The sequence below is a fragment of the Luteimonas fraxinea genome, assembly GCF_021233355.1.
Taxonomy (GTDB): Bacteria; Pseudomonadota; Gammaproteobacteria; order Xanthomonadales; family Xanthomonadaceae; genus Luteimonas; species Luteimonas fraxinea.
Map to the genome: position 1 here is coordinate 2,295,001 of NZ_CP089507.1, position 25,526 is coordinate 2,320,526.

A 25,526-nucleotide genomic window follows, 5' to 3' on the forward strand; every position below is an offset into this window, starting at 1 on the left:
TGGAGGTATCGGAAGTGCGAATGCTGACATGAGTAACGATAATGGGGGTGAAAAGCCTCCACGCCGAAAGCCCAAGGTTTCCTTGCGCAACGTTAATCGACGCAGGGTGAGTCGGCCCCTAAGGCGAGGCAGAAATGCGTAGTCGATGGGAAGCTGGTTAATATTCCAGCACCTCGCATAAGTGCGATGGGGGGACGGAGAAGGTTAGGTCTACCAGGCGTTGGTTGTCCTGGGGAAAGGCGGTAGGAGTGGGTCTTAGGCAAATCCGGGACCCTTTAACTCCGAGCACCGAGACGAGCTCATTAGAGCGAAGTGACTGATACCACGCTTCCAGGAAAAGCCCCTAAGCTTCAGCTTATGCAGACCGTACCGTAAACCGACACAGGTGGGTAGGAAGAGAATTCTAAGGCGCTTGAGAGAACTCGGGTGAAGGAACTAGGCAACATAGCACCGTAACTTCGGGAGAAGGTGCGCCCTTGATCGTGGCCCATGCGGGCTACAGCGATCGGGGGCCGCAGTGACCAGGCCGCTGCGACTGTTTATCAAAAACACAGGACTCTGCAAACACGAAAGTGGACGTATAGGGTCTGACGCCTGCCCGGTGCCGGAAGGTTAATTGATGGGGTCAGCCGCAAGGCGAAGCTCTTGATCGAAGCCCCGGTAAACGGCGGCCGTAACTATAACGGTCCTAAGGTAGCGAAATTCCTTGTCGGGTAAGTTCCGACCTGCACGAATGGCGTAACGATGGCGGCGCTGTCTCCACCCGAGACTCAGTGAAATTGAAATCGCTGTGAAGATGCAGCGTTCCCGTGGCAAGACGGAAAGACCCCGTGAACCTTTACTATAGCTTTACATTGAACGTTGAGTTCGTCTGTGTAGGATAGGTGGGAGGCTTTGAAACCATGGCGCTAGCTGTGGTGGAGCCAACCTTGAAATACCACCCTGTCGTGCTTGACGTTCTAACCTAGGTCCGTTATCCGGATCGGGGACCATGTATGGTGGGTAGTTTGACTGGGGCGGTCTCCTCCCAAAGAGTAACGGAGGAGCTCGAAGGTACGCTCAGCGCGGTCGGACATCGCGCACTGTGTGCAAAGGCATAAGCGTGCTTGACTGCGAGATCGACGGATCAAGCAGGTAGGAAACTAGGACTTAGTGATCCGGTGGTTCTGTATGGAAGGGCCATCGCTCAACGGATAAAAGGTACTCCGGGGATAACAGGCTGATACCGCCCAAGAGTTCATATCGACGGCGGTGTTTGGCACCTCGATGTCGGCTCATCACATCCTGGGGCTGTAGTCGGTCCCAAGGGTATGGCTGTTCGCCATTTAAAGTGGTACGCGAGCTGGGTTCAGAACGTCGTGAGACAGTTCGGTCCCTATCTGCCATGGGCGTTGGAGATTTGAGAGGGGCTGCTCCTAGTACGAGAGGACCGGAGTGGACGAACCTCTGGTGTTCCGGTTGTCACGCCAGTGGCACTGCCGGGTAGCTATGTTCGGAAGCGATAACCGCTGAAAGCATCTAAGCGGGAAGCGCGCCTCAAGATGAGATCTCCCGGGAGCTTGACTCCCCTGAAGGAACCATCAAGACCAGGTGGTTGATAGGCTGGGTGTGTAAGCACAGCAATGTGTTGAGCTAACCAGTACTAATGATCCGTGTGGCTTGACCATATAACCTCAAGTTGCTTCTAACCGAAGCATCCTTGGCCAACGACACGAATGAGTCGTCTAAAATGTTCGCTACTTCCCAACCTCTGAGAGCGTGAGCGCTGTCAGTCCCACTTTCGAGCGCATACCTGCGACCGATCACCGGACTGACTTGCGACCCTCCACCCTCTCCCTGGTGACTATAGCTGTATGGAACCACCCGATCCCATTCCGAACTCGGAAGTGAAACGTACATGCGCCGATGGTAGTGTGCATCTAGCATGCGAGAGTAGGTCATCGCCAGGGTTTTTACCCAAAACCCCCGCCGGGATTCCGGCGGGGGTTTTTCTTTGCGTGGGATTTGCTCCGAACGCGAGAGAAAGTGAGAAAGTCAGGTGCTGGAGCGCGAGCGAGTAGATTTAGTCACTGCTCGCCGTAGAGATAATCTCGGGGCGGAAATGAGCTGGCTGACAAGAAGATGCAAGCGGTCGGTCGGCCGCTCGAGACGGGCTGACTTGAGCAGCCTGAGCTTGATGCTCACTTGCGAGGACGCACAGTCAAGCGAAGCTCCAAGCGCCAAAGCGGATCCGGCGACGGGTGATGGGTTTCGCTTCGCTCTTCCCATCCTACGAAAGCGTACTTATGCGCTTCCGTGTCGCGATTCTCGCGATGGCTCGGACCCGCGAAAAGGCGGACGTGTCGATTCGCTATTTGCGAAGATCGCGCAAGTGAGCGAGATCGTCGGCGATCGAGGCGGCACTGTGTTGCTGCATGCGGCGGTAGGTCGACAGAACGTCTTCGCCCAGCGCGGTGAGTTCTGCACCGCCGCCGCCACGTCCGCCGGTCAGCGTCGCGACAACCGGGGCACCGAAGTGCAGGTTCAACTGCTCGACGAGCTGCCAGGCGCGGCGGTAGCTCATGGACATACGGCGACCTGCTGCGGAGATCGAACCGGTTTCACGGATGCCATCGAGCAGATCGGCTTTGCCTGGCCCGAGCATCACCTCGCCGAGGCGGATACGCAGCTGGAAATCGTCTGGATCGCTCATGGCGGCAGCTTAGACGACGCTGTCGATGCGTTGAAGTCGATGCGCGCGTTGAGTGGGGTCCTGGACGACCCCGTGATGTGCTGAATCGTGGCTTCGATCAAGGGGCCATCTGCAGGCGGCACGTGTCGACTCCGATGCTTCCCAAGCTATGCGCTTGATGACATCGACCGGTTTCTTTTGAGCGCGATCCGCGTCTGAAGCTTGATCCGCTGGGGTAGATCTCCGATGGGTCTCGCGTTGCTCTACCCATCCTACGGAGCGTTGACCGCGCTTGGCGCTGCGCGTTGGAAAACCGCACTTGGCGGAATCCCAAGAGGCGACCGAGCGGAAGCGCTTACGGACGCTCGTGTATCGTCTGCGCTCGCCTTGAATGAGCGCGCACGCCGCGATGAGTACCTACGCACTCCAGTCCGTGTTCCATCCCGCGTCGGTGGCGGTCGTCGGCGCGAGTCCGCGCGCGCGGTCACTCGGGCGGCTGGTGCTGCAGCAGTTGCGCGCGGGCGGGTTCGGGGGGCCGATCGGTCTGGTCAATCCGCGCTATGCGTCGATCGATGGCGTCGAAGCGTCGCCTTCGCTCGCTGCATTGCCCTTCGTACCGGAACTGGTGGTGATTGCTGTACCACCGGCGGACGTGGCGGGTATCGCGGATGCGGCAGCGAGTGCGGGTGCCAAGGCTGCGATCGTGCTGACGCGCGACATGGGCGAAGGCGTCGGTTCGCACAATGCGGCGCTGGCCGAAGTCGCGCGCGCGCGCGGGCTGCGCATCGTGGGGCCGAACTGTCTCGGCGTGATCGCGCCGCACGCGAAACTGTTCGCGAGTTTCGCCGCGCACGCGCCGATCCCCGGTGATCTCGCACTGATCTCGCAGTCCGGCGCCGTGGCTGCCGGCATGATCGAGTGGAGCCGACCACGTGGCATCGGCTTCTCCGCCGTGGCCTCGCTGGGCGATGCGCTCGACGTCGACTTCGCCGATCTGCTCGACTACTTCGCGACCGACCGCCATACCCGCGCAATCCTGCTGTACGTGGAGCGCGTGCGCGATGCGCGCAAGTTCCTATCTGCAGCGCGTGCGGCGGCACGCGCCAAGCCGGTGGTCGTGGTCAAACCCGGCCGGCATGCGCGACGCGATACAGCAGCGATCACCCACGCCGCGGCGCTGGCAGCGCCGGATGCCGTCTACGACGCCGCGTTCCGGCGTGCGGGTCTGCTGCGCGTGCATGCGCTCGACGAACTGTTCGCCGCCGCCGAAACCCTGTCGCACCTGGGCGGCGTACCCGGCAACCGCCTCGCGGTGATGACCAACGGCATCGGCGTCGGCATGCTCGCGCTCGATCGTCTGGTCGATCTGGGGGGTACACGCGCGTCACTGTCGGAGGCGACGATCGGAACGCTCGATGGCGCGTTTCCGCGTGGCTGGTCGCGGCGCAACGCCGTGGACATGCTCGGCGATGCCGACGGCAGTCGATATGCCACCGCGCTGGAGGCGCTGCTCGACGATCGCGAGAACGATGCGGTGCTGGTGATGCAGGTGCCCACCGTGCTGTCGGATCCCGATGAAGTGGCGGATGCCGTAGTGCGTACCGTGCAAGCACGTCCACGCACCGGCGCCCGCAAGCCAGTGCTCGCGGTCTGGCATGGCGATCAGCCTGATGCGCGCAAGACGCTCGGCGATGCCGGCATTCCGGTCTACGACAGCGAGGCGGATGCGGTGCGCGGCTTCATGTATCTCGCGCGTCACCACGAGGCGCAGCGTGCGCTGATGGAGACACCGCCGAGCCTACCGGACGATTTCGTCGTCGATCTGCCGGCGGCACGCGCCGTCGTCGATGCGGCTTTGGCATCGGAGCGTCGTCTGCTCAACCCGGTTGCGACCGCGCGTTTGCTCGGTGCCTACGGCATTCCGGTCGCCGAGGTCTCGCGCGCACGCGACGCCGATGCAGCAGTCGCCGCCGCGGAAGTGCTGTTCGCGCGTGGCGTCGCGGTCGCGGTAAAGATCGACGCGGCCGACATTCCGCACAAATCCGATGTCGACGGCGTGCGCCTGAATCTCACGACGTCGCAGGCCGTGCATCAGGCGGCCGAAGACATCCTGCAGCGCGCACGCACCCTGCAGCCCGCTGCGCAGATTGACGGTGTCACCGTGCATGCGATGGCCGTGCGGCCTAAGGCGCGTGAGCTCATTGCCGGCATCGCCGACGATCCGACGTTCGGTCCGGTGGTCGTGTTCGGCCGCGGCGGTACGGCCGTCGACGTCATCGACGACAAGGCCCTGATGTTGCCGCCGCTGGATCTGCGTCTCGCGCACGAACTGATCGGTCGCACGCGTGCGTCACGCATTCTCAAGGCCTATCGGGACGTGCCCGCTGCCGACGAACGGGCGGTCGCGCTGGTGCTGGTGAAGCTTGCGCAGATGGCAGCCGACATTCCCGAACTGCTGGAACTCGACATCAACCCGCTGCTCGCCGATCGCGACGGCGTGATCGCGGTCGATGCGCGCATCGCGCTCGCGCCGGTCAAACGTCTGCACAAAGGTCGCGGCCATCCGCGATTCGCGATCTTTCCGTATCCGGTGGAGTGGGAACGGACGATCACGTTATCGAACGGGAACACGGCCTTCGTGCGGCCGGTACGCCCGGAAGACGAGGCGATGTTCCGGCGCTTCTTCGAACAGGTCAGCACCGAGGATCTGCGTCTGCGGTTCTTCAGCGCGGTGCGGCATTTCAGCCACGAGTTCATCGCGCGGCTCACCCAGCTCGACTACGCGCGCTCGATCGCGCTGGCGGCGATCGACCCCGACACCGGGGAGATGCTGGGCGCGGTGCGTCTGCTCGCCGATGCGAACTATGACACCGGCGAGTACGGAATCATGGTGCGCTCCGACCTGAAGGGCGCCGGGCTCGGCTGGCGGCTGATGCGGATCATGATCGAGTACGCCCGCTGGCAGGGTCTGCGCGTCGTCGAGGGCCAGGTGCTGCGCGAGAACACCACGATGCTGGCGATGTGCCGCCAACTGGGATTCTCGATCACCACCGATCCGGACGATGCCACGGTCGCGATCGTGCGACTGCCGGTCGAGGGCACCGACGCCTGATCCGCATCAGTGGTCCTTGCGGCCCGAGCCGGATTGCTTGCCGCCGCCATCCTGCTTGTTGACCGTGGCCCAGGCGATGCGCTCGGCATCCACCTTCGACCGGCCCTTGTCGCGCTCCGAAGCTTCAACATGTTCAGCCTGTCGCTTCTGCTTGTCCGTGTATGACGATTTGTCGCCGCGGGGCATGACGCTGCTCCATCGATGGGAGTGGACAGCCTGCGCAGGAACACGTGAGCGACCGGTCGAATCCGCGTGCAGGAATCGTGGATCGGACGCAGTCAGTGCGACCGGAACGACGATAATGCAGCGGTGCGCAAGATCCTCCACATCGACATGGACGCGTTCTACGCTTCGGTCGAACAGCGCGACGATCCGTCGCTGCGTGGGCGGCCGGTGGTCGTGGCCTGGCGTGGCGCGCGCTCGGTGGTCTGTGCCGCCTCGTATGAAGCCCGGCCGTTCGGGGTGCGCTCGGCGATGCCGGCCGTCACCGCCGAGCGCCTGTGCCCGGACGCGGTCTTCGTGCCGCCGGATTTCGCCCGCTACAAAGCCGTCTCGCGACAAGTGCGCGAGATCTTCCACGCGCACACCGACCTGGTGCAGCCGCTGTCGCTGGACGAGGCCTATCTCGACGTCACCGATCCGAAGATTCCCTCGCCCAGCGCGACGGCGACCGCGCAGGCGATCCGCGCGCAGATCCGCGAGGCGACGCAGCTGACCGCGTCGGCCGGCGTCGCACCGAAAAAGTTCATCGCCAAGATCGCCTCGGACTGGAACAAGCCCGATGGCCTGTATGTGGTGAAGCCGGCGCAGGTCGACGCGTTCCTGCTGCCGCTCAAGGTCGGCCTGATTCCCGGCGTCGGCAAGGTCATGGAGAAGAAGCTGGCCGAGCTCGGCGTCGCCACGGTCGGCGATCTGCGTGGGCTGTCGCGCGAGACGCTTGAGCGGCGCTTCGGCACGTTCGGGGTGCGTCTGCACCAGCGCGCACTCGGCATCGACGACCGGCCGGTGGAACCGGACCAGCCCGTGCAGTCGATCTCGTCGGAGGACACGTTCGAAACCGATCTGCCGCTCGAGGAGCTGGCGCCGATGATCGAGCGGCTCGCCGAGAAGACGTGGGCGGCGACGCGCAAGACCGCGCGTGTCGGCCGCACGGTGGTGCTGAAGCTCAAGACCTCGCAGTTCCGCATCCTCACGCGCAGCTTCACGCCGGATGCGCCGCCCGCGTCGCAGGCCGAACTGACGCGGATCGCGCTGGCGTTGCGCGAGCGCGTGGAGCTGCCGGCGTCGACGCGGTATCGACTGGTCGGCGTGGGGATCGGCGGGTTTCGCGAGCCGGATGAGCTGCCGGTGCAGGCGGGGTTGTTCGAGGGTTGAGTGGGGGCTGGCTGGGCGTTCGTCGCAACACCTGGCCCTCACCCGACGCGCTGCGCGCGTCGACCTCTCCCGAAGGGAGAGGTGCGGATCAAGAGCAGACTGCGCGCTCTAGCATCCAACGCTTGTCGCGTTGCTGGCTACTTCAGCCGATCACACGCTTGAACGGCGGCAGCGCATCGAGGATGCGTTTGCCGTAGCGGCGGTTGAGCAGGCGCGAGTCGAGGATCACGACGCGGCCGGTATCGGTCGAGGTGCGGATCAGGCGACCGGCGAACTGGGTCAGCGTGCGCAACGCGTGCGGAATCGCGATCAGGTTGAACGGATTCTGCCCGCGCGCCTCGAGCCATTCGCCGAGTGTCGCGGTCTGCGGATCGGTCGGTACGGCGAACGGCACCTGGGTGATCACCACCGTCGTGCAGGCCTCGCCCGGCAGGTCCAGACCTTCGCCGAACGAGTTGAGGCCGAACAGCACCGAGCCCTTGCCGGCGACGACGCGTTCGAGATGGGCTGCGACGACTTGGGATTTGTTGCCGCTGCTCTGCACCTGGATCGCGCCACGGCGCGAAGCGGGCATCAGTTCGGCGACCTTTTCCATCTTCCAGCGCGAGGTGAAGAGCACCATGCTGCCCTTGTTCCAGTCGAGCTCGCGCGCCAGCCATTCGGCGACCGCTTTCGGGTGACCTTCGCGATCGTCGGGCGCCACCGGGAACTGCGGCACCACCAGCTGCGCCTGGTTCGGCAGATCGAACGGCGACGGCAGCGACGCGGTCTCGGCGTGATCGGGCAGGCCGGTGTCGATCGCGAACGACTGGAAATCACCGCCGCCGGTCAGTGTGGCGGAGGTCATCACGACCGAATCGATCTCCTTCCACAGCAGTGTGCGCAGCACGTGCGCGGCCGACACCGGCGAGCAGTGCAGGGCGAGATCGCCATCGCGCGTCGCCGTGATCCAGCGCGCCATCGGTGGCGCGCCTTCGCGGTCTTCGCGTCGCCAGCCGGCCCACAACTCGTGCTGCTGCTCGACCATCTCCAACGCCATGCCGAGGCTGCGCTGCAGCTTCTCGCGCGCCGGATCTTCCTGCTTGGTCCGCGCGACGGCCTGTTGCGCGGCGTGCACCCAGTTGAACAGGGCGCGCGTGTCTTCGCCGAGGGTTTCGATCGCATGCGCCCAGTCGTCGGGCAGGCGACCGAGCGGTGCGCGCCACATCGGGTCGCGGTCGCCGGGTTCGGGCTGCCAGACGCGGTCGACGTCGAGCTGGAACGCCTTGAGCCCCTTCGACACACGCGATGCGAGTTCGATCGCCTCGTTCGGCAGCAAGGTGCCGATGCGTTCCTTGTCGACCAGCCGATAGCTGCCGGCGATCAGGATCTGCATGCGGCTGGTGCGCTTGGCCATGTCGGCCAGCGGCAGCCGCGCCGCGCCCTGGTCGATCGCGACGTTCGCCACGTGGTGGCCCTCGTCGAGCACCAGCAGCATCTCGCCGGGCGGCGCCAGCAGCGGCTGGCCGTTCTCGATGTCGCCCATCGCCAGTGACGACAGCAGCAGCGCGTGGTTGGTCACGACGATCTGCGCTTCGCGCACGGTGGTGCGGACTTTCAGCACCGGACAGTGCTGGGCGAAGCTGCAACGGCGCCCGGCGCAGCTCGATGCAGGCGTGGTGATGCGGGTGCGCAGCGCGGACGACACGGGTTCGGGCGCGGTGTCGAGATCGCCGTCCCACTGCCGGTCCGCATGCGCTTCGAGCAGGCGCCGCGCGGCATCGACTTCATGCGGAGCAAGCGGGCGGTCGTAGAGCTGGCGCTCGTAGTCGCCGCCTTCGTCTGGGCCGGCGCCATCGAGCAGCATCGTGCCCTGGCTGTGCTCTGCATGCAGCTCGGCGGCGTTGCGCGTGCACAGGTAACGCGTGCGGCCCTTGGCCAGCGCGACGCGGGCCTCCAACCCGGTCGCGGCGAGAAACGCAGGGATGTCACGTTCGAACAGCTGCGACTGCAACGCCACGGTGCCGGTGCTGATCACCAGCTTCTTCTTCGTCGCCAGCGCGATCGGCACGCCGGCGGTCAGATACGCCAGGCTCTTGCCGACGCCGGTCGGCGCTTCGGCGATGCCGATGCCGCCCGAAGTCGCGAGCGCGCGCGACACCAGCCCGATCATCGCGCTCTGCGAACGGCGCGTGCTGAAGCCCGGCGTGTTCGCCTGCAGCTTCGCGTACGCGGCGCGGATGTCGGCCTTGAGCGCGTCGTTCAGCGCGCGCGGCGGCGCGTCGGCCGCGGTCGTGGCCGGCGTATTGGAATCGGAATCGCCCATGCGCCCATTGTCCCACGCCGCGTCGCGTGGACCGAGATCGGGATGCTGAACGCTACGGGCGTGGTGGACGCCGATGCGCGGACGCAGCCGCGTCGCGCCGTGCGATCAGGGCTTCGAAGCTGCCCTGGAGACCGACGTATCGTCGTTGCTGCGCGGCGCGTCTTCGAGCATCACCAGCCGCTGGCCGTCGAGGCGGTATTCCAGCGCGGCCTGGATCGACTGCAGTTCGCGCACCTGCGTGCACAGGGCATCAGCCTGCGCTTCCAGCGCGGCGCTGCGTGCTTCGATCTTGCGGTCGAGATCGGCTTCCATGCGTTCGGCGCGCGCGTCCATGCGACCGGCGCGGCCGGTGAACACCTGCCACATCACACTGCGGCCGAGGCTGCCGGTCATGCGTTCGGCCGCGTCCTCGATCCGCGATTCGAAACCGTCGCCGAACACGTCCTGGTCCCAGCGCCCGGTGCCGAGCGTGGTGTCGATGTAGCCGAGCGTATCGGTGCGGAAACGTTCCACCTGGCGCACCTTGCGCGCGCTGCCGGTCATCACTTCCACCACGCCAGCCAGCGCATCGAACGCGATGCCGGTGCTCTCGCGCGCGACCGAGGTGACCTGCGGCATCAGCGTGCGTGCGCCCGATTCGAGCCGGCGCAGACGCGCGGCATCGGCAGCGCTGACGCTCTGCACCGCGCGGTCCACGCTGAGCGTGCCGTCGTGGAAGAAGATCTCCTTCGGCGCGCCGCTGTCGCGGTAGAGCCAGACGCCGCCGGTATCGACGAGCACGTTGTACGGCGTCGAGATCTCGCACTGGTCGGAGGACAGCCGCGGTGCGGTCTCGTCGTCGGCAGCGAAGACAGGCATCGACGCGACGAGCAGGCCGGCGACGAGCGCGGCGCGATGGAAGGACATGGGCAGCATTCCCGGTTGCATGGCGGCGAGCATCGGGCCATCGCGGCGCGGCATCGCGTGCTTGAAGTCACGGTGGCGTATGGGACGCCCGGATGATGGTGTCAGCGCGCGCCGCGTCGACGTCCGCCGGCGGTCAGGCGTTTCTGGAAATCGGTTGCGATATCCGCCAGCGTCACCGCAGCCAGACGTGCGCGGAGCAGGGCTTCGGCGTCGGCCATCGCATCGCCGAGATGGGCGTTGACGGCCTTCTCCACCAGACAGTCCGGGTCGTCGTTGGCCAGGCCGAACGCGAACGGTGCGGGCGATCCCAGCGCTTCGTGGATGTCGAGCAGGCTGATGTCGGCGAGCGGCGTCGCCAGCGACCAGCCGCCACCGTGGCCCTTTTCCGAGCGCACGTAGCCGTGGTCGCGCAGGCCCGCCATGGTTCTGCGCACCACGACGGGATTGGTGCCCAGCATCGCCGCGATCTCGTCCGAGGTCGCGCGGCCGTCGGCCTCCGCCAGATGGATGAGGACGTGGAGCATGCGGCTGAGGCGGCTGTCGGGGCGCATGGGGCAGGGCGTGTGACGGGCCGCCACGATACCCCAGTCACGTCTCGACACTTATCGAGTTGCATGATGTCGGTCGCCGGCGCATCATGAAACAACTGAAGTGGCGTGAGGTGTGCAATGCGATACGGCGCGGTGATCGTGGGTGGCGGCAACGCCGGGCTGTCGGCGGCGCAGGCCCTGGCGCGTGCGCGGCGCCGGGTGCTGGTCGTCGATGCGGGCCAGCCGCGCAACCGGTTCGCGGCTGCCGTGCACAACGTGTTCGGCCATGACGGCACGCCGCCGGCCACGCTGTTGGCGAACGGCCGCGCGGAGCTGCTGCGCTATCCAACGGCAACGGTCATCGCGGGCGAGGTCATCGAGGCGGTCGCGGATGCAGTCGGATTCTCGCTCGCCCTGGCGGACGGTCAGACGGTGCAGACCCGTACGCTGATCCTGGCCGGCGGCGTATGCGACGTGTTGCCGCCGCTCGACGGTTTGCAGGCGCGGTGGGGCCGCAGCGTGCTGCATTGCCCGTACTGCCACGGCTTCGAGGTCGCCGGGCGTGCGCTCGGTGTCTTCGCCGGCGATGCGATGGGCCTGCACCGCGCACGGATGCTGCCCGACTGGGGGCCGACGACCTGTTTCCTCGAAGACGGTTTCGAACCTGACGCCGACGACGCGCGCAAGCTCGCGAACCGTGGCGTGACGCTGGAACGCGTGCCGGTCGTCGAGCTGCTCGGTACTGCGCCGGCGCTGGACGGCGTGCGTCTGGCCGATGGCCGCAGCATCGCGATCGACGCATTGTTCGTCGGCTCGCGTGTCGAACCGGTCGACGGTCTGGCCGACAGGCTCGGCTGCGCGCAGGACATCGGTCCGCTGGGTCCATATCTGCGCGTGGACGCGTTCAAGCAGACGAGCGTGCCCGGCGCGTTCGCGGCCGGCGATCTGAGCCAGCCGATGCACAGCGTGCCGCTGTCGGTGGCGTCGGGGTTGCTCGCGGGCGTCGGCGCACACCAGGCCTTGATCGCTGCAGACGCGGCCTGAGCGCAGGTTTCATCGCGGGTTGCAGCGTCGCGTCGATACTCGAACGATGCATCGCATCCTCGCCCTGTTGTTCGCTTCGCTGCTGATCGGCGGCATGAGCGCCACGCCCGCATCCGCGCAGACGCCCGAGGTCGCGCGCAGCACTGCGCTCGACGCCGTCCTCGACGACGCCAGCGCGATGACACCACTGCGCACGGTGCTGGTCGCGCGCGATGGCGCGTTGATCGCCGAGCGGGGCTACCGGGGCGCATCGACCACGCGCCCGGCGAACATCAAGTCGGCGTCGAAGACGGTGATGTCGGCGCTGGTCGGCATCGCGATCGGACGCGGCCTGCTCGATGGTGTCGACCAGCCCGTCGCCCCGCTGCTGGCCGATCGCCTGCCACACGATCCCGATCCGCGTCTGGCCCAGGTCACCATCGGCCATCTGCTGTCGATGCAGGCCGGCCTGCAGTCCACGTCGGGCCGTGGCTACGGGCGCTGGGTCGCGCAGCGCGACTGGGTGCGCGACGCACTCGCGCAGCCGTTCGTCGATACGCCGGGTGGCGGCATGATCTATTCGACCGGCTCCACGCATCTGCTGTCGGCTGTGCTCGCCAGGGTCGGCGGCAAGCCGGTGCGCACGCTCGCGCGCGAGTGGCTGGGCCCGCAGGCCGGCTTCGCGATCGCGTCCTGGGATACCGATCCGCAGGGCCTGCATTTCGGCGGCAACCAGATGGCGATGACGCCGCGTTCGCTGCTGGCGTTCGGCGAGCTCTACCGCAACCACGGTCGCGCCGCGTCGGGTGCGCAACTGATACCCGCGAGCTGGATCGCGCAGTCGTGGGTCACGCGCACGCGTTCGGTCTACACCGGCGACGGCTATGGCTACGGCTGGTTCGCGCGCCGCATCGGCGGGCACGACGTGCGTTTCGCCTGGGGGCACGGCGGACAGATGCTCTACATCGTGCCGTCGCTGAACCTCACTGTCGCGATGACGTCCGACGAGACCACCGTCGCCGGCTCCGGCCACCTCGCGCAACTGCATGCGTTGCTGGGTCGGATCATCGAGAGTCAGACGGTCTAGCGCCTGCGCTTCGTCGGCGCCGGCGCGTGGCGATGGTGCGTCGCCCATGCGGTGTGGTCGGCATGGCGCGCGGCGTAGCGCTCGCGCAGATGCCGGCTGATGCAGCTCGACAGACCGCGGCCTGCGCGCGCTGCGGCGCAGGCGGCTGTGAACAAACGCGGGCCGATGTTGTGCCGGCGGTAGTCATAGACCGCGCCGTCCACGAACTCGACCGACAGCGTGTCGCCGTTGATTGCCCATGCGCGTACGCCGCTGCCGCCGTGACGGTTGCCGTAGGGCTGAAGCCGGAATGCGGCGTTTGCCATCGTGGCGCGCGAACGACACCGCCGCTGCGGCGATCAGGCCGCGTTCTGGATCGCGGCGTTCGCCGATTCCACGCTCGCCGCGAGTTCGTGCTGGCGGAACGGTTTGCTGAGGATCGTCAGGCCCGGATCGAAGTCGGCCATGCTGGTGTAGCCGGAGACGATCACGATCGCGGTTTCAGGCAACCGTGCACGCACGGTGCGTGCGAGCTCGGCGCCGGTCATGCCGGGCATCAGGTGATCGGTGACCAGCACCGCGGGCGTCAGGCCGTCGTCGAGCGCGCGCAGCGCTTCCTCGGCCGAACTGGCCTCGACGATGCGATAGCCCATGTCCTCGAGCGCGTCGGAGGTGCACATGCGCACCGAATCCTCGTCGTCGACCACCAGTGCGGTGCCGCGGTTGTCCCCAGTGATGCTCACGGTCGTGTCCTCTTCTTCGGATGTGGCGCCGGGGTGCGAACCCACCGGCAGCCAGAGATGGATGGTGGTGCCGCTGCCGGGCGTACTGTCGATCGTCAGGCGGCCACCGAGCTGCGAGGCCAGGCCGTGCGCCATCGACAGGCCCAGGCCTGTGCCTTTGCCGATGCCCTTGGTCGAGAAGAACGGCTCGATCGCGCGCTGGCGCGTCTGTTCGTCCATGCCCACGCCGGTGTCGGCGACCGACACCACGACGTAGCGGCCCGGCGCGATGCGCTCGTCATCGGACACGCGTGCATTGCGCGCGCCGAGCGTCAGCGTGCCGCCTTCGGGCATCGCATCGCAGGCGTTGACGCTGAGATTGAGGATCGCCATTTCCAGCTGGTTCGGATCGGCCACCGCAGGCAGCAGATCGTCGGCGAGGTCGAGCACGAGGCGCACGCGCGGGCTGCTGGAACTGTCGACGAGTTCGGCCATGCCCGAGACCAGCGTCGCGACATCGATATCCAACGTCTGCAGCGGCTGCCGGCGCGCGAACGACAGCAGACGCTGCACCAGCGTGGCGGCGCGATCGGCGGACTGGCGCGCGACGCCGAGCATGCGCACGCGGCGTTCGGGACGCGCGTCGGGATCCGAGGCGAGATCGAGCGCGGTGACGATCGGGGTCAGCAGATTGTTGAAGTCGTGGGCGACGCCGCCGGTGAGCTGGCCGATCGCTTCGAGCTTCTGCGACTGGCGCAGCGCGTCCTCTGCATTGCGCCGGTCGGTCGTGTCGATCGCTTCGGGCACCACGGCGATGATGCGACCGTCTTCGCGGATCGGACGCAGCGACAGATCGTGGCTGCGCCGTCCCTTGGGCAGGTCAAGCTGGATCTCGTCGCGGACGGTTTCGCCAGTGGCTGCGCGGTCGAACATCGCGCGGATCCGCGCCGGCATGCCGGGCGTGCCGCTGAACCACGGCGTGTCCCACAGGTAGACGCCGATCAGTTCGTCGAAGCCGGCGCCGACGGCGTCGAGCACCGGGCGGTTGGCATCGGTGACGATCCCGTCGGGCGTGCACATGCCCTGCAACTGGTAACTCGTCTCGAACAGCGTGCGCAGCTGCGCCTGCGAGCGCGCGAGCGCGTCGGCGGCCGCATTGATGTCGGTGACGTCGCGCGCGCTGCAGTAGTAGCGCCCGCCCTCGGGCGTCGCCACCCACGACAGCGTGCGCAGACCGCCCGTACGCGTACGCCAGCGGTTCTCGAAGCGCAGCACCGGTTTGCCGGCGCGCAAGGTGTCGAGCACGGACTGCGTCACCACGTGATCGTCGGGACTGACGTGGTCCATCCAGCGATGGCCCACGAGCGAATCGACCGGCCAGCCCAGCAACTGCTCCCAGGCCGGGTTGACGGTTTCGATGATGCCGTCGGGATCCACGACGGCGAGCAGATCGGGCGTGACCTGCCAGGTCAGCGAGCGCTCGCGTGCGCGTTCGATGACCTGCCGTTCCAGATCGCTGTTGAGACTGCGCAGCTCGGCCTCGCGGGACTGCAAGGCGACATCCGACAGATGCCGCGCGGTCACGTCGACGCCCTGCACGAAGATGCCGACGACGTCCTGGCCGTCGTTGATCGGCTGGAACACGAAATCGACGTAGCGCTCGGCCGAGGCCGCGCCGGGCGTGGTCTGCACGATGTACTGCGCGCTGTCGGCCGAGAACGCCTGTCCGCTGCTGTAGACCTGGTCGAGGAGCGTGAGATAGCCCTGGCGCACCGCGTCGGGTAGCGCATCCGCCACGCGCTTGCCCAGCACGTCGCCACGGTCGCCGATCAACGTCTTGTACGCCGGATTGACGTAGGCGAACACGTGTTCGGGGCCGGTCAGCATCGCCATGAATGTGGGCGCCTGGTCGAACATGCGACCCAGCTGCGCCACATCGGCCTGCAGCCGGCGCTCGGTCTTCACCTTGCGGGTCACGTCCGTGGTGATGTTGAGCAGGCCGACGATGCGGTCGTGCTCATCGCGCAGGGGCGAGTACGAAAAGGTCCAGTAGGTCTCTTCGGGAAACCCGTTGCGCTGCATCGTCAACGGCATGTCTTCGTGCAGCGTCGGCCTGCCATCGAACACGCTGTCGACGAGGGGGCGGATGTCGTCCCAGACGTCGGACCAGATGGTCTGCAGCGGCTGCCCCAGCGCCTGCGATTCCTTGGCACCCAGATGCGGCGCGTAGGCATCGTTGTAGAAGAGCGTCAGCTCCGGGCCCCAGCACAGGCACATCGCGAAGCGCGAGTCGAGCATCAGACCCAGCGAGGTGCGCAGCGACTGCGGCCAGTTTCCGATCGGGCCGAGCGGCGTGGTCGACCAGTCGTACGCTGCGATGCGCCGCGCCATGGCGCTCGATCCGGACAGAAATTCGAGCTGGTCGGGGCGCGCGAGGGACGTCACGAAGGGCGCGGACAGTTTGAGGACGGCGCATCCTGCCACAGGGTGTCGTGGTGACGTGATGAGGACATCAACCCAGACGCGCCTGCAGTGCGGCGGCGTTCGGAATCGCGTGTCCGACGGCGGTGTTGTCGAACACCACCCAGGCATCGGCCGGGCCGGCCCGTACTGCGGTTGCGATCGCGTCGAGCGCGTCGGCGTCGTAGTCGCTGTAGTAGATCTTCGGCCGGCCGTGCCAACGCCAATAGCCGAATCGCGCGCTGCCGCCCGGCTGTGCGTCGCCACCGTGGCGGGCGGGATCGGCCGCCACGCGGGCGACGTGATGGCGCGCGAGCAGGGCATCGGGCTGCGGCATGAGCCAGCTGGCGTGTCGCGCCTCGCAGGCCACGCGACCAGGCCAGCGCCGCGCCAGCATCGCGAAGAACGTGGCCGCGGTGCGGGCATCGAAGGCCAGACTCGGCGGCAGCTGCACCAGCACGCAGTCCAGTTTGTCGCCGAGGCCGCTTGCCGCTTCGAGGAACGCATCGAGCGCGGCGCCGCAACCGGCCAGCCGCGCGTCGTGGGTGATCGTTTTCGGCAGCTTGATCGAGAAGCGGAAGCCGGCGGGCACGCTCTCGGCCCAGCGGGCGTAGGTCGTGGCGCGATGCGGCTTGTAGAAGGACGAGTTGATCTCCACCGCGTCGAAACGCGTGGCATAGCGGGCCAGCATGCTGCCGCCGGCGCCGAACAGCGCCGCGTCGCGCGACGCGATCGACCAGCCTGCGCAGCCGATGCGGATCACCCGTCGCCGCGCTTCGGCTTCGGATACGGCTGGGCCTGCAGCACTCGGGCGAGATGCACCGCGTTCGAGGCGATCGTGGCGATGGTCTCGGCGACCTTGTCAGGCGTCTGCTTCAGATCCTTGTAGTCGACCGAACCCATCGCCTCGCCGACCCAGTACGGCGGGCTGCCACCGGGGATCGTGAAGCCGACATCGGTGAGGCCCTGGTAGAGCTGCGCGCAGACGTGGTGGGCACCGTCCTCGTTGCCGACCACCGTGGCGACCGCGACCTTGCCGAAGGTCGGATACACGCCGTCGTCGTCGATCTCGCCGAGCACCGCGTCGAGCCGTTCCAGCACGCGCTGGGCGATGCTCGAGGGGTGGCCCATCCAGATCGGGGTCGCCACGACCAGGATCTCCGCGTCCATGATCCGCTTGCGCAGCTCGGGCCACTGGTCGCCATCGCCTTCGTCGGCGCTCACGCCCGGCTTGACGTCGTAGTCGGCGACGCGCGCGCTGCCGGTCTTGGCGCCATGGCCGGCGATCGCCTCGAGCAACTCGTCGAGAAGCTTCTGTGTGGACGACGGCGCGTCGCCGGATTTGAGGGTGCAATTCAGGCCGAACGCGGTGATGGACATGCGCGGACTCGCAACGGACAGGGGACGTGGACTGTCCAAGGCGCGGCGTCCAGCCGCTGTCATCGCGTCGCGTTCAGGCCTGCGTCGCTGAACCGTCGGTGCCATTGCAACGCTGTGGTCGACGCGTGCCGGTGACGGCGATGCTGCGATGCACAATAATTGACTGTCCTGTTCCGGAGACCGGCCATGGCCACCGCACCGGCGCTTCCCGATCGCCGCACCCGCACTTTGATCCTGTTCGCGCTGGCGATGGGCGGTTTCGCGATCGGCACCAGCGAATTCGCGATGATGGGGCTGATGCCGAACCTGACGCGCGGCTTCGGTGTCGACGAGCCCGCGGTCGGCCATCTGATCAGCAGCTACGCGATCGGCGTCGTCGTCGGCGCACCGCTGCTCGCGATCCTCGGTGCGCGTCTGCCGCGCCGTCGCCTGCTGCTGGCGCTGATGGGGTTCTATGCGCTCGGCAATCTGGCCAGCGCGCTGGCGCCGAACTACGCGACGATGCTGGTCGCGCGCTTCGTCGCCGGCCTGCCGCATGGCGCGTACTTCGGCGTGGCGATGCTCGTGGCCGCGTCGATCAGTCCGCCTGCGCAACGCGGCGCCGCGGTCAGTCGCGTGCTGCTGGGCCTGTCGATCGCGATCCTCGTCGGCAATCCGCTGGCGACCTGGCTCGGCCAGCAGTTGAGCTGGCGCTGGACGTTCGCGCTGGTGTCGGTGCTGTCGGTGCTGACCGTGGTGCTGGTCGCGCGCTTCCTCGCGCCCGATCCCGCCGAGCCGGCGCAGACGCCGATGCGCGAACTGCGCGCGTTCAACACCTCGCAGGTCTGGTACGCGCTGCTGATCGGCGCGGTCGGCTTCGCCGGCATGTTCTGCGTCTTCAGTTACCTCGCGCCGACGCTGATCAACGTAACGCGTGTGGCCGAGTCGTGGATTCCGGTGGCATTGGCGGCCTTCGGTGTCGGCGCGATCCTCGGCAACATCGCCGGTGGCTGGCTGGTGGATCGCCTGCAGTTCCGTGCGGTGCCGGTGATCCTCGGCTGGTCGCTGCTGGTGCTGCTGCTGTTCCCGCTCGCGACCGCCGCGCCCTGGTCGATCCTGCCAGCGATCGTCGCAGTCGGCACGATGGGCGCGCTCGCGCCGGTGTTGCAGACGCGGCTCATGGATGTCGCCGGCGAAGCGCAGACACTCGCCGCTGCGTCCAACCACGCGGCGTTCAATACCGCGAACGCGCTCGGGCCATGGCTCGGCGGCATCGCGATCAGCGCCGGACTGGGCTGGACCTCGACCGGTTACGTCGGCGCCGCCACCGCGGCCGCGGGTCTGCTGATCTACGCCTGGGCACGGCGCGCCGAACGTCGTCGCCAGCCCGACGCGCCCTCGACCTGCTGACGCAGCGGCGCGTCGCCTTCACGTCCGTCGCCCGCCGCGCTGCCGACACTGCGCGCTGATTCCTGACGGGAGTGCGACATGGCAACGCGAAGCAGCAAGGGCGCGAAAGACGCGCAGACGATCGCGAAACTGATCGAGGACATCGACATCACGATGTTCACCACCGTGGGTCCGGGCGGCTATCTGGTCAGCCGGCCGCTGTCGACGCAGAAGGCGCAGTTCGACGGTGAGCGCGTGTGGTTCTTCGTCGCCTCCGACAGCCCGAAAGTCGCCGAGATCGCGCGCAATTCGAAGGTCAACCTGGCGTACGCGTCCAAGGGTCGCAACACCTACGTGTCGATCACCGGCGATGCCTACGTCAACGAGGATCCGGCGAAGATCGAAGCGTTCTGGAACGATGCGCTCAAGGCCTACTTCCCGCGCGGCGTCAACGACCCGAAGCTGACCCTGATCGAAGTGCAGGCGCATACCGCCGAGTACTGGGACGGCCCGGGTTCGCTGATCGGCAAGGCCATCGCATTCGCCGTCGCGCGCGTGACCAAGCGCGAGGAAGTGATGGGCGAGAACCGCATCGTCAATCTGCGCGGCCCGAACAAGACCTCGAAGCTGCCGCCGTCGCACGCCGATGCCCGTGGCGGTGCCAGGAAGGCCGCGAAGAAGACCACGAAGAAGGTGGCCAGCAAGACCGCCACGCCGAAGCCGGCTGCGAAGCAGGCGACGGCGGCGAAGAAGGCCGCGACCCAGCGCACCGCCAAGACTGGCAAGCGCGCGGTGAAGAAGACCGCCGCGCGAAGCTGAGTCGCAGGCCCGCGCCGATCGCGATCCGGTGTGCCGCGGCCCTGTTGCCGCGGCACACTACGCCGCCCGATCTTCCGAGTCCTGTCATGGCCGCGCACGAACACGAGTTCGATCCAGACGACAACTTCTCCTTCGGTGCGCCCGAGCGCGACGACGGCGAAGACGAAGCCCATGACGGCGATCTTGAAGCGATCGCGTGGCAGTGGCTGCTGCGCATCAATCCCGGCGACGAGGACGCAGCTACCCAGCAGTTCCAGGCCTTCCGCGAAGCACTGGGCGACGATGACGTGCAGGATGCCGTGCAGGCCGCGCTCGAGTCGGCGACCGACTGGCGCGCGAGCTTCCGCGTACCCGAAGACGAGCGCGCGACCCTGATCGACGTCATCGATACGCTGGCCGAACGCTTCCGCGTCGAACTCGACTGGGGCGTCGAAGATCCGACCGACGACGTCGCACTGGGCAGCGCTTCGACCCACGCCCTGATCGACACCGCCTACGACCAGCTGCGCGTGGCCGGCTACACGCTATGGACCTGGGACACGGGCGACGACAGCGTCGCCGGCGTCATGGCGCCGCGCGACGACGACGAGGGCATGCGCGTCATCGGCAATGCACTCGGACTGGACGTGCGCCCCGGCGCGGGCTGAACTTCTGGCTGAACGCGCGGCTTGAACACGCCGTTCGCGGAATCCCTGTTACGGTGCCGTCGTCCGTCACCGCATGGGAGGGTGCGATGGACAGCCGAACCGTCTACACCACTTGGGGCTGCGCCTTGACGCTGGCCGCCGTGTGCATTGCGCCGGCCTGCGCGACGGGGCCGGATGCGAGCGCGAGTGCCGAGCCGCCGAGCGCGGTGCTCGACGCGGATCAGCGGGCCGCGTGGCTGCAGCCGATCAGCGCCGACCGCCCGATCGGCCGCATGTCGGCGCTGAAGACCGAATACCGCCGCATCCGCGAGCTGCGTCGCGAACAGATGCAGCCCGAGTACGAACGGCGTCTGGCGATGTCCGGCGAAGAGGCGGCCGAGGCCTGGCGCGAAGAGACGCTGAAGAACATCGCCCGGCGCGACCTGCGCGATCTGCGTGCGCGTCTGGAGCGCTGACCCGCTGCGGTCGCCCGGTCCGGGCGACATTTGAAAATCTGCACCGTCAGCGCTGGATATCCGGTGTCGCGTCTGTGGCACCCGATTGCGCGACCGCTTCGTTCGCATCCTCGAGATCTTCGGCATCGGGTTCGAGACCGGCGTCGTCATCGTTCTCGCCCGGCGACAGCGCGAGTTCGACCAGGATTGGGAAATGGTCCGAGCCGATATCCGGCAACCGCTGCATGCCGACCAACGTGAAGTGCTTGCTGTGGAACAGATGGTCCAGCGGCCAGCGCAGGCCCGGCAGTTTCGCGTGGAAAGTGTTGTACATGCCGCGGCCGATGCGCGGATCGAGCAGGCCGCTGAGCTTGCGGAACAGGCGCGTGGTGCGTGACCACGCCACGTCGTTCAGATCACCGGCGACGATCACCGGCAGCGTGGCGTCGTGCGCGGCGCGGCCGACGATGACCAGTTCCGCATCGCGATCGACCGAGCTGTCGGCTTCGGTCGGGCTCGGCGGGCGTGGATGCAATGCGTGCAGGGCGACGCGACGGCCGCCGTCGAGTTCCAGCGTCGCGTGGATCGACGGGATGTCGTCTTCGACGAGATAGCGGACTTCCGCATCGTGCAGCGGCAGGCGCGAATAGACGTGCATGCCGTAGAGATTGTCGAGTGGGCAGCGCAGCACGTGCGGCAGCGCGTCGGTCAGTACATCGAGCCGTTCTTCCCACCAGGCATCGGTCTCGACCGCGATCAGTACGTCGGGCGTCTGCGCGCGCACCACCGCGATCAGCGGATCGGCATTGCGGTTGGTGGTCAGCACGTTGCTGGCCATCAGCCGGATGCGCACGGGCGCATCGGCCGGCGCGTCTTCGACCTCGACGCGCGCCATGCGCGTGTACGGAATGATCCACCAGGCCTGCCACAGCATGCAGGCCGCATTGACGATGACGACCGCGATCGTCCAGGGATCGTCGATCGGATGGAACACGAGCTGCAGCACCAGGATCAGCGCCGACAGCAGCAACAGCGGCAGACGCGGGAAATCGAAGCCGCGGATCCACCACGCGCCGCTGCGGATGGTCGGCATCAGAGTCGCAATGGCCAGCAGTGCGGTGACTGCGGCGAACGTGAGGGTCAGCATCAGGCGTGGGGCGGCGGCGGGAGCCGCACTATGAACACGCGCGCGCTGCCATCGTGTGAACCCGGGACGCGGCGTTGCGGCGCGGTGGCTGGCCGTGCACGACGGCGGCTGCGACCATAGCGCGCCCGCCGCGCCACAGCCGGTGGTATCCGCTGTCGGAGTTTTCGCATGTCCCTGCGCTCGCGCATCGATCCTTTCACCCTGTTGCTGCTCGCCACCGTCGCGTTGGCGTCGCTGCTTCCGGTGCAAGGCCGCGCCGCAGCGGTGATGGACGTGGTGACGAACGTCGCGATTGCCGCGTTGTTCTTCCTGCATGGGGCGCGCCTGTCGCGCGCGGCGATCGTCGCCGGCGCGCTGCACTGGCGGCTGCATCTGACGATCCTTGCGTGCACGTTCGCGCTGTTTCCGCTGATCGGCCTGCTGGGCAAGCCGCTGTCGGGCTGGCTGCTGACGCCAGAGCTCTACATCGGCGTGCTGTTCCTGTGCGCGTTGCCGTCGACGGTGCAGTCGTCGATCGCATTCACTTCGATGGCCGGCGGCAATGTGCCGGCCGCGGTCTGCAGCGCATCGCTGTCGAGCCTGCTCGGTGTGGCGCTGACGCCGCTGCTGATGGCGCTGCTGGTCGGCAGCGCGGAAGGCGCGATGGCGCATCCGCTCACAGCGGTGGGCAAGATCATGCTGCTCCTGCTGCTGCCCTTCGTCGCCGGTCATCTGCTGCGGCCCGTCGTCGGCGGCTGGGTCGAACGCCGTCGCGCGGTGCTGCGCTGGACCGACCAGGGCACGATCCTGCTGGTGGTCTATACCGCCTTCAGCGCGTCGGTGATCGAAGGCCTGTGGCGCGAGACGCCGGTGTGGACGCTGGTCGCGGTGGCCGTGGTGTGCGCGCTGCTGCTGGGGATCGCGATGCCGCTGATCGTGTGGATCGCGAGGCGCCTGGGCTTCAACCGCGCCGACGAGATCGCGATCGTGTTCTGCGGCTCGAAGAAGAGCCTTGCCACCGGCCTGCCGATGGCCAAGGTCATGTTCGCCAGCGGCGGACTCGGGGCAATCGTGTTGCCGGTGATCCTCTATCACCAGATCCAGCTGATCGTCTGTGCGGTCGTCGCACGGCGCTACGCCGAAGGTACAGCGAAGGCTGCCGCGCGCTGAGTTGCCGTGGGTGAAACCGGACGCGCCCCAAGTGGCGCGCCCGGCTCGAACACCGCACTCAGCGGTTCAACGCGCCCATGCCCGCTGCGGGATAGCGCGTACCGGACGCTGCATCCGGCGGGAAGATCGCATCGATGCGCGCCAGATCGTCCTCGGTCAGATGGACGTCGAGCGCGGCGATGTTCTCGTCGAGGAAGCCGATGCGCTTGGTGCCCGGAATCGGCACCAGATCGTCGCCCTGCGACAGCACCCACGCGAGTGCGAGCTGGCCCGGGGTGACGCCGTAGTCCTGCGCGATCGCCTGCACCGATTCGACCAGCGCGAGATTGCGGTCGAAGTTCTCGCCCTGGAAGCGGGGCGAATGGCGGCGGTAATCGTCCTCGTCGAAATCCTCGATGTTGCGGATCGTGCCGGTCAGGAACCCGCGGCCCAGCGGCGAATACGGCACGAAGCCGACACCGAGTTCGCGACACGCGGTCAGCGTGCCGTTGGTCTCGGGATCGCGCGACCACAGCGAGTACTCGCTCTGCAGCGCTGCGATCGTGTGCACTTTGGCCGCGCGCCGCAATGTGTCGGCCGAGGCTTCAGACAGACCCAGATGCCGCACCTTGCCCTGTTCGACCAGCCGCGCCATCGCGCCGACGGTGTCCTCGATCGGCACTTCGGGATCCACGCGGTGCTGGTAGTACAGATCGATCGTCTCGATGTTGAGCCGCTTCAGGCTGGCCTCGCAGGCCTGCTGCACGTACTCGGGGCGGCCGTTGATGCCGCGCGAATGCGGATCGGACGGATCGAGCTGGATACCGAACTTGGTCGCGATGAACACGTCATCGCGGCGGCCGTCGATGGCGCGGCCGACCAGCGTTTCATTGGTGTGCGGGCCGTACATGTCGGCGGTGTCGAGCAGGGTGATGCCCTGGTCCAGCGCGTGCTTGATGACGGCGATCGCGTCGGCATCGCTGCCCCGGCCGCCGTAGAACGCGCTCATGCCCATGCAGCCGAGTCCGATTGCGGAGACGGTGGGGCCGCCGAGGCCGAGGGTGCGGGTCTTCATCGCGGTACTCCGTCGTGAATGCGAAGGCTCACTGTGCCGGTCGGGATGGCAAGCCGGTGTCGAGGTCCGGTTCGGCCCGTGTCCCCATGGCGGTTTCGGCGCCCGGCGACTGCGTGCTGGCATGGGCCACGGGCGCGACCGCATGCGTGGCGGCGCGGCGTGCATCGCCGTCGGTGACCTCGTTGCGCACGCGCGGCAGCGCCTGCGGGTGATGGGCGTCGAGGAAGGCCAGCATGCCTTCGCGCACGGCGCAGCGCAGGTCGAACAGCTCGCCGGAATTGCGCGCACTGACCAGCAGCCGCACCTCGATGGTGTGTTTGTCGGTCTCGGTGATCTGGGTCACGCAGACACGGCGGTCCCAACGCGGATCGGCCTCGCAGATCCGTTGCAGTTCGTCGCGAATCTGGGGAATCGGCGCGCGGTGGTCGAGCCACAGGAACACCGTGCCCAGCAGCTGAGCGCTGGTGCGCGTCCAGTTCTGGAACGGATTGGAAATGAACCACTGCAACGGCACGACGAGGCGACGTTCGTCCCAGATGCGCACGACGACATAGGTCGACGTGATCTCCTCGATGCGACCCCATTCGCCCTCGACGATCACCACGTCGTCGAGCCGGATCGGCTGCGCCAGCGCGATCTGTAGACCGGCGATCAGATTGCCGAACACCGGCTGCGCGGCGACGCCGGCGATCAGGCCGATGATGCCGGCCGACGCCAGCAGGCCCGCGCCGACCTGTCGCACCTGCGGGAAGGTCATCAGCGCCAGCGCCACGCCGACCAGCACCACGCCGGCCTGGATCACGCGACTGATCACCCGTGCCTGGGTCTGCACGCGACGCGCGGCGAGGTTGTCTTCCACGTCGACCGGATGCTCGAGCAGGATGCGTTCCTCGACCGCGCCGACCGTGCGCGCGACCAGCCAGGTCAGGCACAACATGCCGCCGATCGCGATCCAGTGCCGCAGCTGGCCGAGCAGGTCCGGATCGATCGGTGTGGCATTGAGTGCCAGTGACAGGAACAGCAGCGGCAGGCCGACCGCAGCAGGCACCGCAACGACATAAGCGATACGCGCACGCATGCGTTCCTGTGCGCGGCGACCGGCGGCGCGGGCGAGTGCACGCAGACTCCAGTGCACGACGACGCCGAGGATCAACGCAACCAGAAGGGGCCACGCGATGGCGGCGAGATGGGTCCATTCGGAGGACATGGCGGTCTCGTCGACGGCGGGCCAGTGTGCGGCGACGCGGGTCCACACACCGTTAATCCACCGCGGAACCACAGGCGTGTACGGCCGACGGTTTGCATCGCAAGGTCGCGAAGGCGCGGGCTACGGCAGCGGCTGGATCAGCGCAGCCACGC

General features: G+C 67.2%; 19 protein-coding genes, 2 rRNA genes and 2 pseudogenes (1 of these 23 running past the window's edge). 11 read left to right on the forward strand and 12 right to left on the reverse strand.

What is annotated here, in order from left to right:
* Positions 1-1,667: ribosomal RNA gene (locus LU699_RS10285) — 23S ribosomal RNA — on the forward strand (it extends 1,217 nt beyond the left edge of the window).
* Between the two features lie 168 nt (positions 1,668-1,835).
* Positions 1,836-1,949: ribosomal RNA gene (rrf, locus tag LU699_RS10290) — 5S ribosomal RNA — on the forward strand.
* Positions 1,950-2,350: 401 nt separating this feature from the next.
* Here the strand turns inward: rrf and LU699_RS10295 are convergent.
* Positions 2,351-2,692, reverse strand: a complete 342-nt coding sequence (locus LU699_RS10295; protein ID WP_232137636.1) for a winged helix-turn-helix domain-containing protein — start codon at positions 2,690-2,692, stop codon at positions 2,351-2,353.
* Positions 2,693-3,080: 388 nt separating this feature from the next.
* Here LU699_RS10295 and LU699_RS10300 point away from each other — a divergent pair, with 388 nt between their 5' ends.
* Positions 3,081-5,783 carry a bifunctional acetate--CoA ligase family protein/GNAT family N-acetyltransferase gene (locus LU699_RS10300; protein WP_232137635.1) on the forward strand — a complete coding sequence of 901 codons (2,703 nt, stop codon included), beginning with the start codon at positions 3,081-3,083 and terminating at the stop codon, positions 5,781-5,783.
* Positions 5,784-5,798: 15 nt separating this feature from the next.
* Here LU699_RS10300 and LU699_RS10305 read toward each other — a convergent pair.
* Positions 5,799-5,969: pseudogene (locus LU699_RS10305) on the reverse strand (HupB); the annotation flags it as partial.
* 123 nt (positions 5,970-6,092) lie between these two features.
* Here LU699_RS10305 and dinB point away from each other — a divergent pair.
* Positions 6,093-7,157, forward strand: coding sequence for a DNA polymerase IV (gene dinB / locus LU699_RS10310; RefSeq protein WP_232137634.1), 1,065 nt, complete (start codon positions 6,093-6,095; stop codon positions 7,155-7,157).
* Between the two features lie 142 nt (positions 7,158-7,299).
* Here the strand turns inward: dinB and dinG are convergent, their stop codons facing one another.
* From dinG to LU699_RS10325, 3 genes are all read right to left on the reverse strand, one after another.
* Positions 7,300-9,462, reverse strand: a complete 2,163-nt coding sequence (gene dinG / locus LU699_RS10315) for an ATP-dependent DNA helicase DinG (RefSeq protein WP_232137633.1) — start codon at positions 9,460-9,462, stop codon at positions 7,300-7,302.
* 105 nt (positions 9,463-9,567) lie between these two features.
* Complete coding sequence (locus LU699_RS10320) at positions 9,568-10,368, reverse strand: DUF2884 family protein (RefSeq protein ID WP_232137631.1); 801 nt, start codon at positions 10,366-10,368, stop codon at positions 9,568-9,570.
* A 101-nt stretch (positions 10,369-10,469) separates the two neighbouring features.
* A complete protein-coding gene (locus LU699_RS10325; protein ID WP_232137629.1) occupies positions 10,470-10,919 on the reverse strand; it encodes an Rrf2 family transcriptional regulator in 450 nt (149 codons plus the stop codon).
* A gap of 117 nt (positions 10,920-11,036) precedes the next feature.
* Between LU699_RS10325 and LU699_RS10330 the strand changes: the two genes are divergently transcribed.
* Both LU699_RS10330 and LU699_RS10335 read left to right on the forward strand, forming a co-directional pair.
* Positions 11,037-11,942, forward strand: coding sequence for an NAD(P)/FAD-dependent oxidoreductase (locus LU699_RS10330; RefSeq protein WP_232580153.1), 906 nt, complete (start codon positions 11,037-11,039; stop codon positions 11,940-11,942).
* Positions 11,943-11,988: 46 nt separating this feature from the next.
* The gene (locus LU699_RS10335; protein WP_232137626.1) at positions 11,989-13,008 is read left to right on the forward strand and encodes a serine hydrolase domain-containing protein; all 1,020 of its coding nucleotides are present in this window, start codon (positions 11,989-11,991) and stop codon (positions 13,006-13,008) included.
* Here LU699_RS10335 and LU699_RS10340 read toward each other — a convergent pair.
* The 4 genes from LU699_RS10340 to LU699_RS10355 all read right to left on the reverse strand — a co-directional run bounded on the left by LU699_RS10340 (position 13,005) and on the right by LU699_RS10355 (position 17,549).
* Positions 13,005-13,313: a hypothetical protein gene (locus tag LU699_RS10340; protein WP_232137625.1), complete on the reverse strand. Its 309-nt coding sequence runs from the start codon at positions 13,311-13,313 to the stop codon at positions 13,005-13,007. The genes LU699_RS10335 and LU699_RS10340 overlap by 4 nt on opposite strands.
* Positions 13,314-13,346: 33 nt before the next feature.
* Positions 13,347-16,100, reverse strand: a complete 2,754-nt coding sequence (locus LU699_RS10345) for a PAS domain-containing protein (protein ID WP_232137623.1) — start codon at positions 16,098-16,100, stop codon at positions 13,347-13,349.
* 121 nt (positions 16,101-16,221) lie between these two features.
* Positions 16,222-16,929 (reverse strand): DUF72 domain-containing protein, encoded by a 708-nt coding sequence (locus LU699_RS10350; RefSeq protein WP_232137647.1) that lies wholly within the window; start codon positions 16,927-16,929, stop codon positions 16,222-16,224.
* Positions 16,929-17,549, reverse strand: a complete 621-nt coding sequence (locus tag LU699_RS10355; protein WP_232137621.1) for a flavodoxin family protein — start codon at positions 17,547-17,549, stop codon at positions 16,929-16,931. Before LU699_RS10355 ends, LU699_RS10350 begins: the two co-directional genes overlap by 1 nt.
* Before the next feature lie 186 nt (positions 17,550-17,735).
* On the opposite strand from LU699_RS10355, the gene LU699_RS10360 reads away from it, so the two are divergent.
* From LU699_RS10360 to LU699_RS10375, 4 genes and pseudogenes are all read left to right on the forward strand, one after another.
* Positions 17,736-18,938 (forward strand): MFS transporter, encoded by a 1,203-nt coding sequence (locus LU699_RS10360; protein WP_232580154.1) that lies wholly within the window; start codon positions 17,736-17,738, stop codon positions 18,936-18,938.
* Between the two features lie 78 nt (positions 18,939-19,016).
* Positions 19,017-19,523: pseudogene (locus LU699_RS10365) on the forward strand (pyridoxamine 5'-phosphate oxidase family protein); the annotation flags it as partial.
* Positions 19,524-19,822: 299 nt separating this feature from the next.
* Positions 19,823-20,383: a DUF6630 family protein gene (locus LU699_RS10370; RefSeq protein ID WP_232137617.1), complete on the forward strand. Its 561-nt coding sequence runs from the start codon at positions 19,823-19,825 to the stop codon at positions 20,381-20,383.
* 86 nt (positions 20,384-20,469) lie between these two features.
* A complete protein-coding gene (locus LU699_RS10375; RefSeq protein ID WP_232137616.1) occupies positions 20,470-20,838 on the forward strand; it encodes a hypothetical protein in 369 nt (122 codons plus the stop codon).
* A 46-nt stretch (positions 20,839-20,884) separates the two neighbouring features.
* Here LU699_RS10375 and LU699_RS10380 read toward each other — a convergent pair whose 3' ends face one another.
* Positions 20,885-21,964, reverse strand: a complete 1,080-nt coding sequence (locus LU699_RS10380) for an endonuclease/exonuclease/phosphatase family protein (protein WP_232137615.1) — start codon at positions 21,962-21,964, stop codon at positions 20,885-20,887.
* A 168-nt stretch (positions 21,965-22,132) separates the two neighbouring features.
* On the opposite strand from LU699_RS10380, the gene LU699_RS10385 reads away from it, so the two are divergent.
* Positions 22,133-23,113: a bile acid:sodium symporter family protein gene (locus LU699_RS10385; RefSeq protein WP_232137614.1), complete on the forward strand. Its 981-nt coding sequence runs from the start codon at positions 22,133-22,135 to the stop codon at positions 23,111-23,113.
* Positions 23,114-23,171: 58 nt separating this feature from the next.
* Here the strand turns inward: LU699_RS10385 and LU699_RS10390 are convergent, their stop codons facing one another.
* Both LU699_RS10390 and LU699_RS10395 read right to left on the reverse strand, forming a co-directional pair.
* Positions 23,172-24,167 carry an aldo/keto reductase gene (locus tag LU699_RS10390; protein ID WP_232137613.1) on the reverse strand — a complete coding sequence of 332 codons (996 nt, stop codon included), beginning with the start codon at positions 24,165-24,167 and terminating at the stop codon, positions 23,172-23,174.
* A gap of 28 nt (positions 24,168-24,195) precedes the next feature.
* Positions 24,196-25,374 (reverse strand): mechanosensitive ion channel family protein, encoded by a 1,179-nt coding sequence (locus tag LU699_RS10395; protein ID WP_232137612.1) that lies wholly within the window; start codon positions 25,372-25,374, stop codon positions 24,196-24,198.
* Positions 25,375-25,526 lie beyond the last annotated feature (152 nt).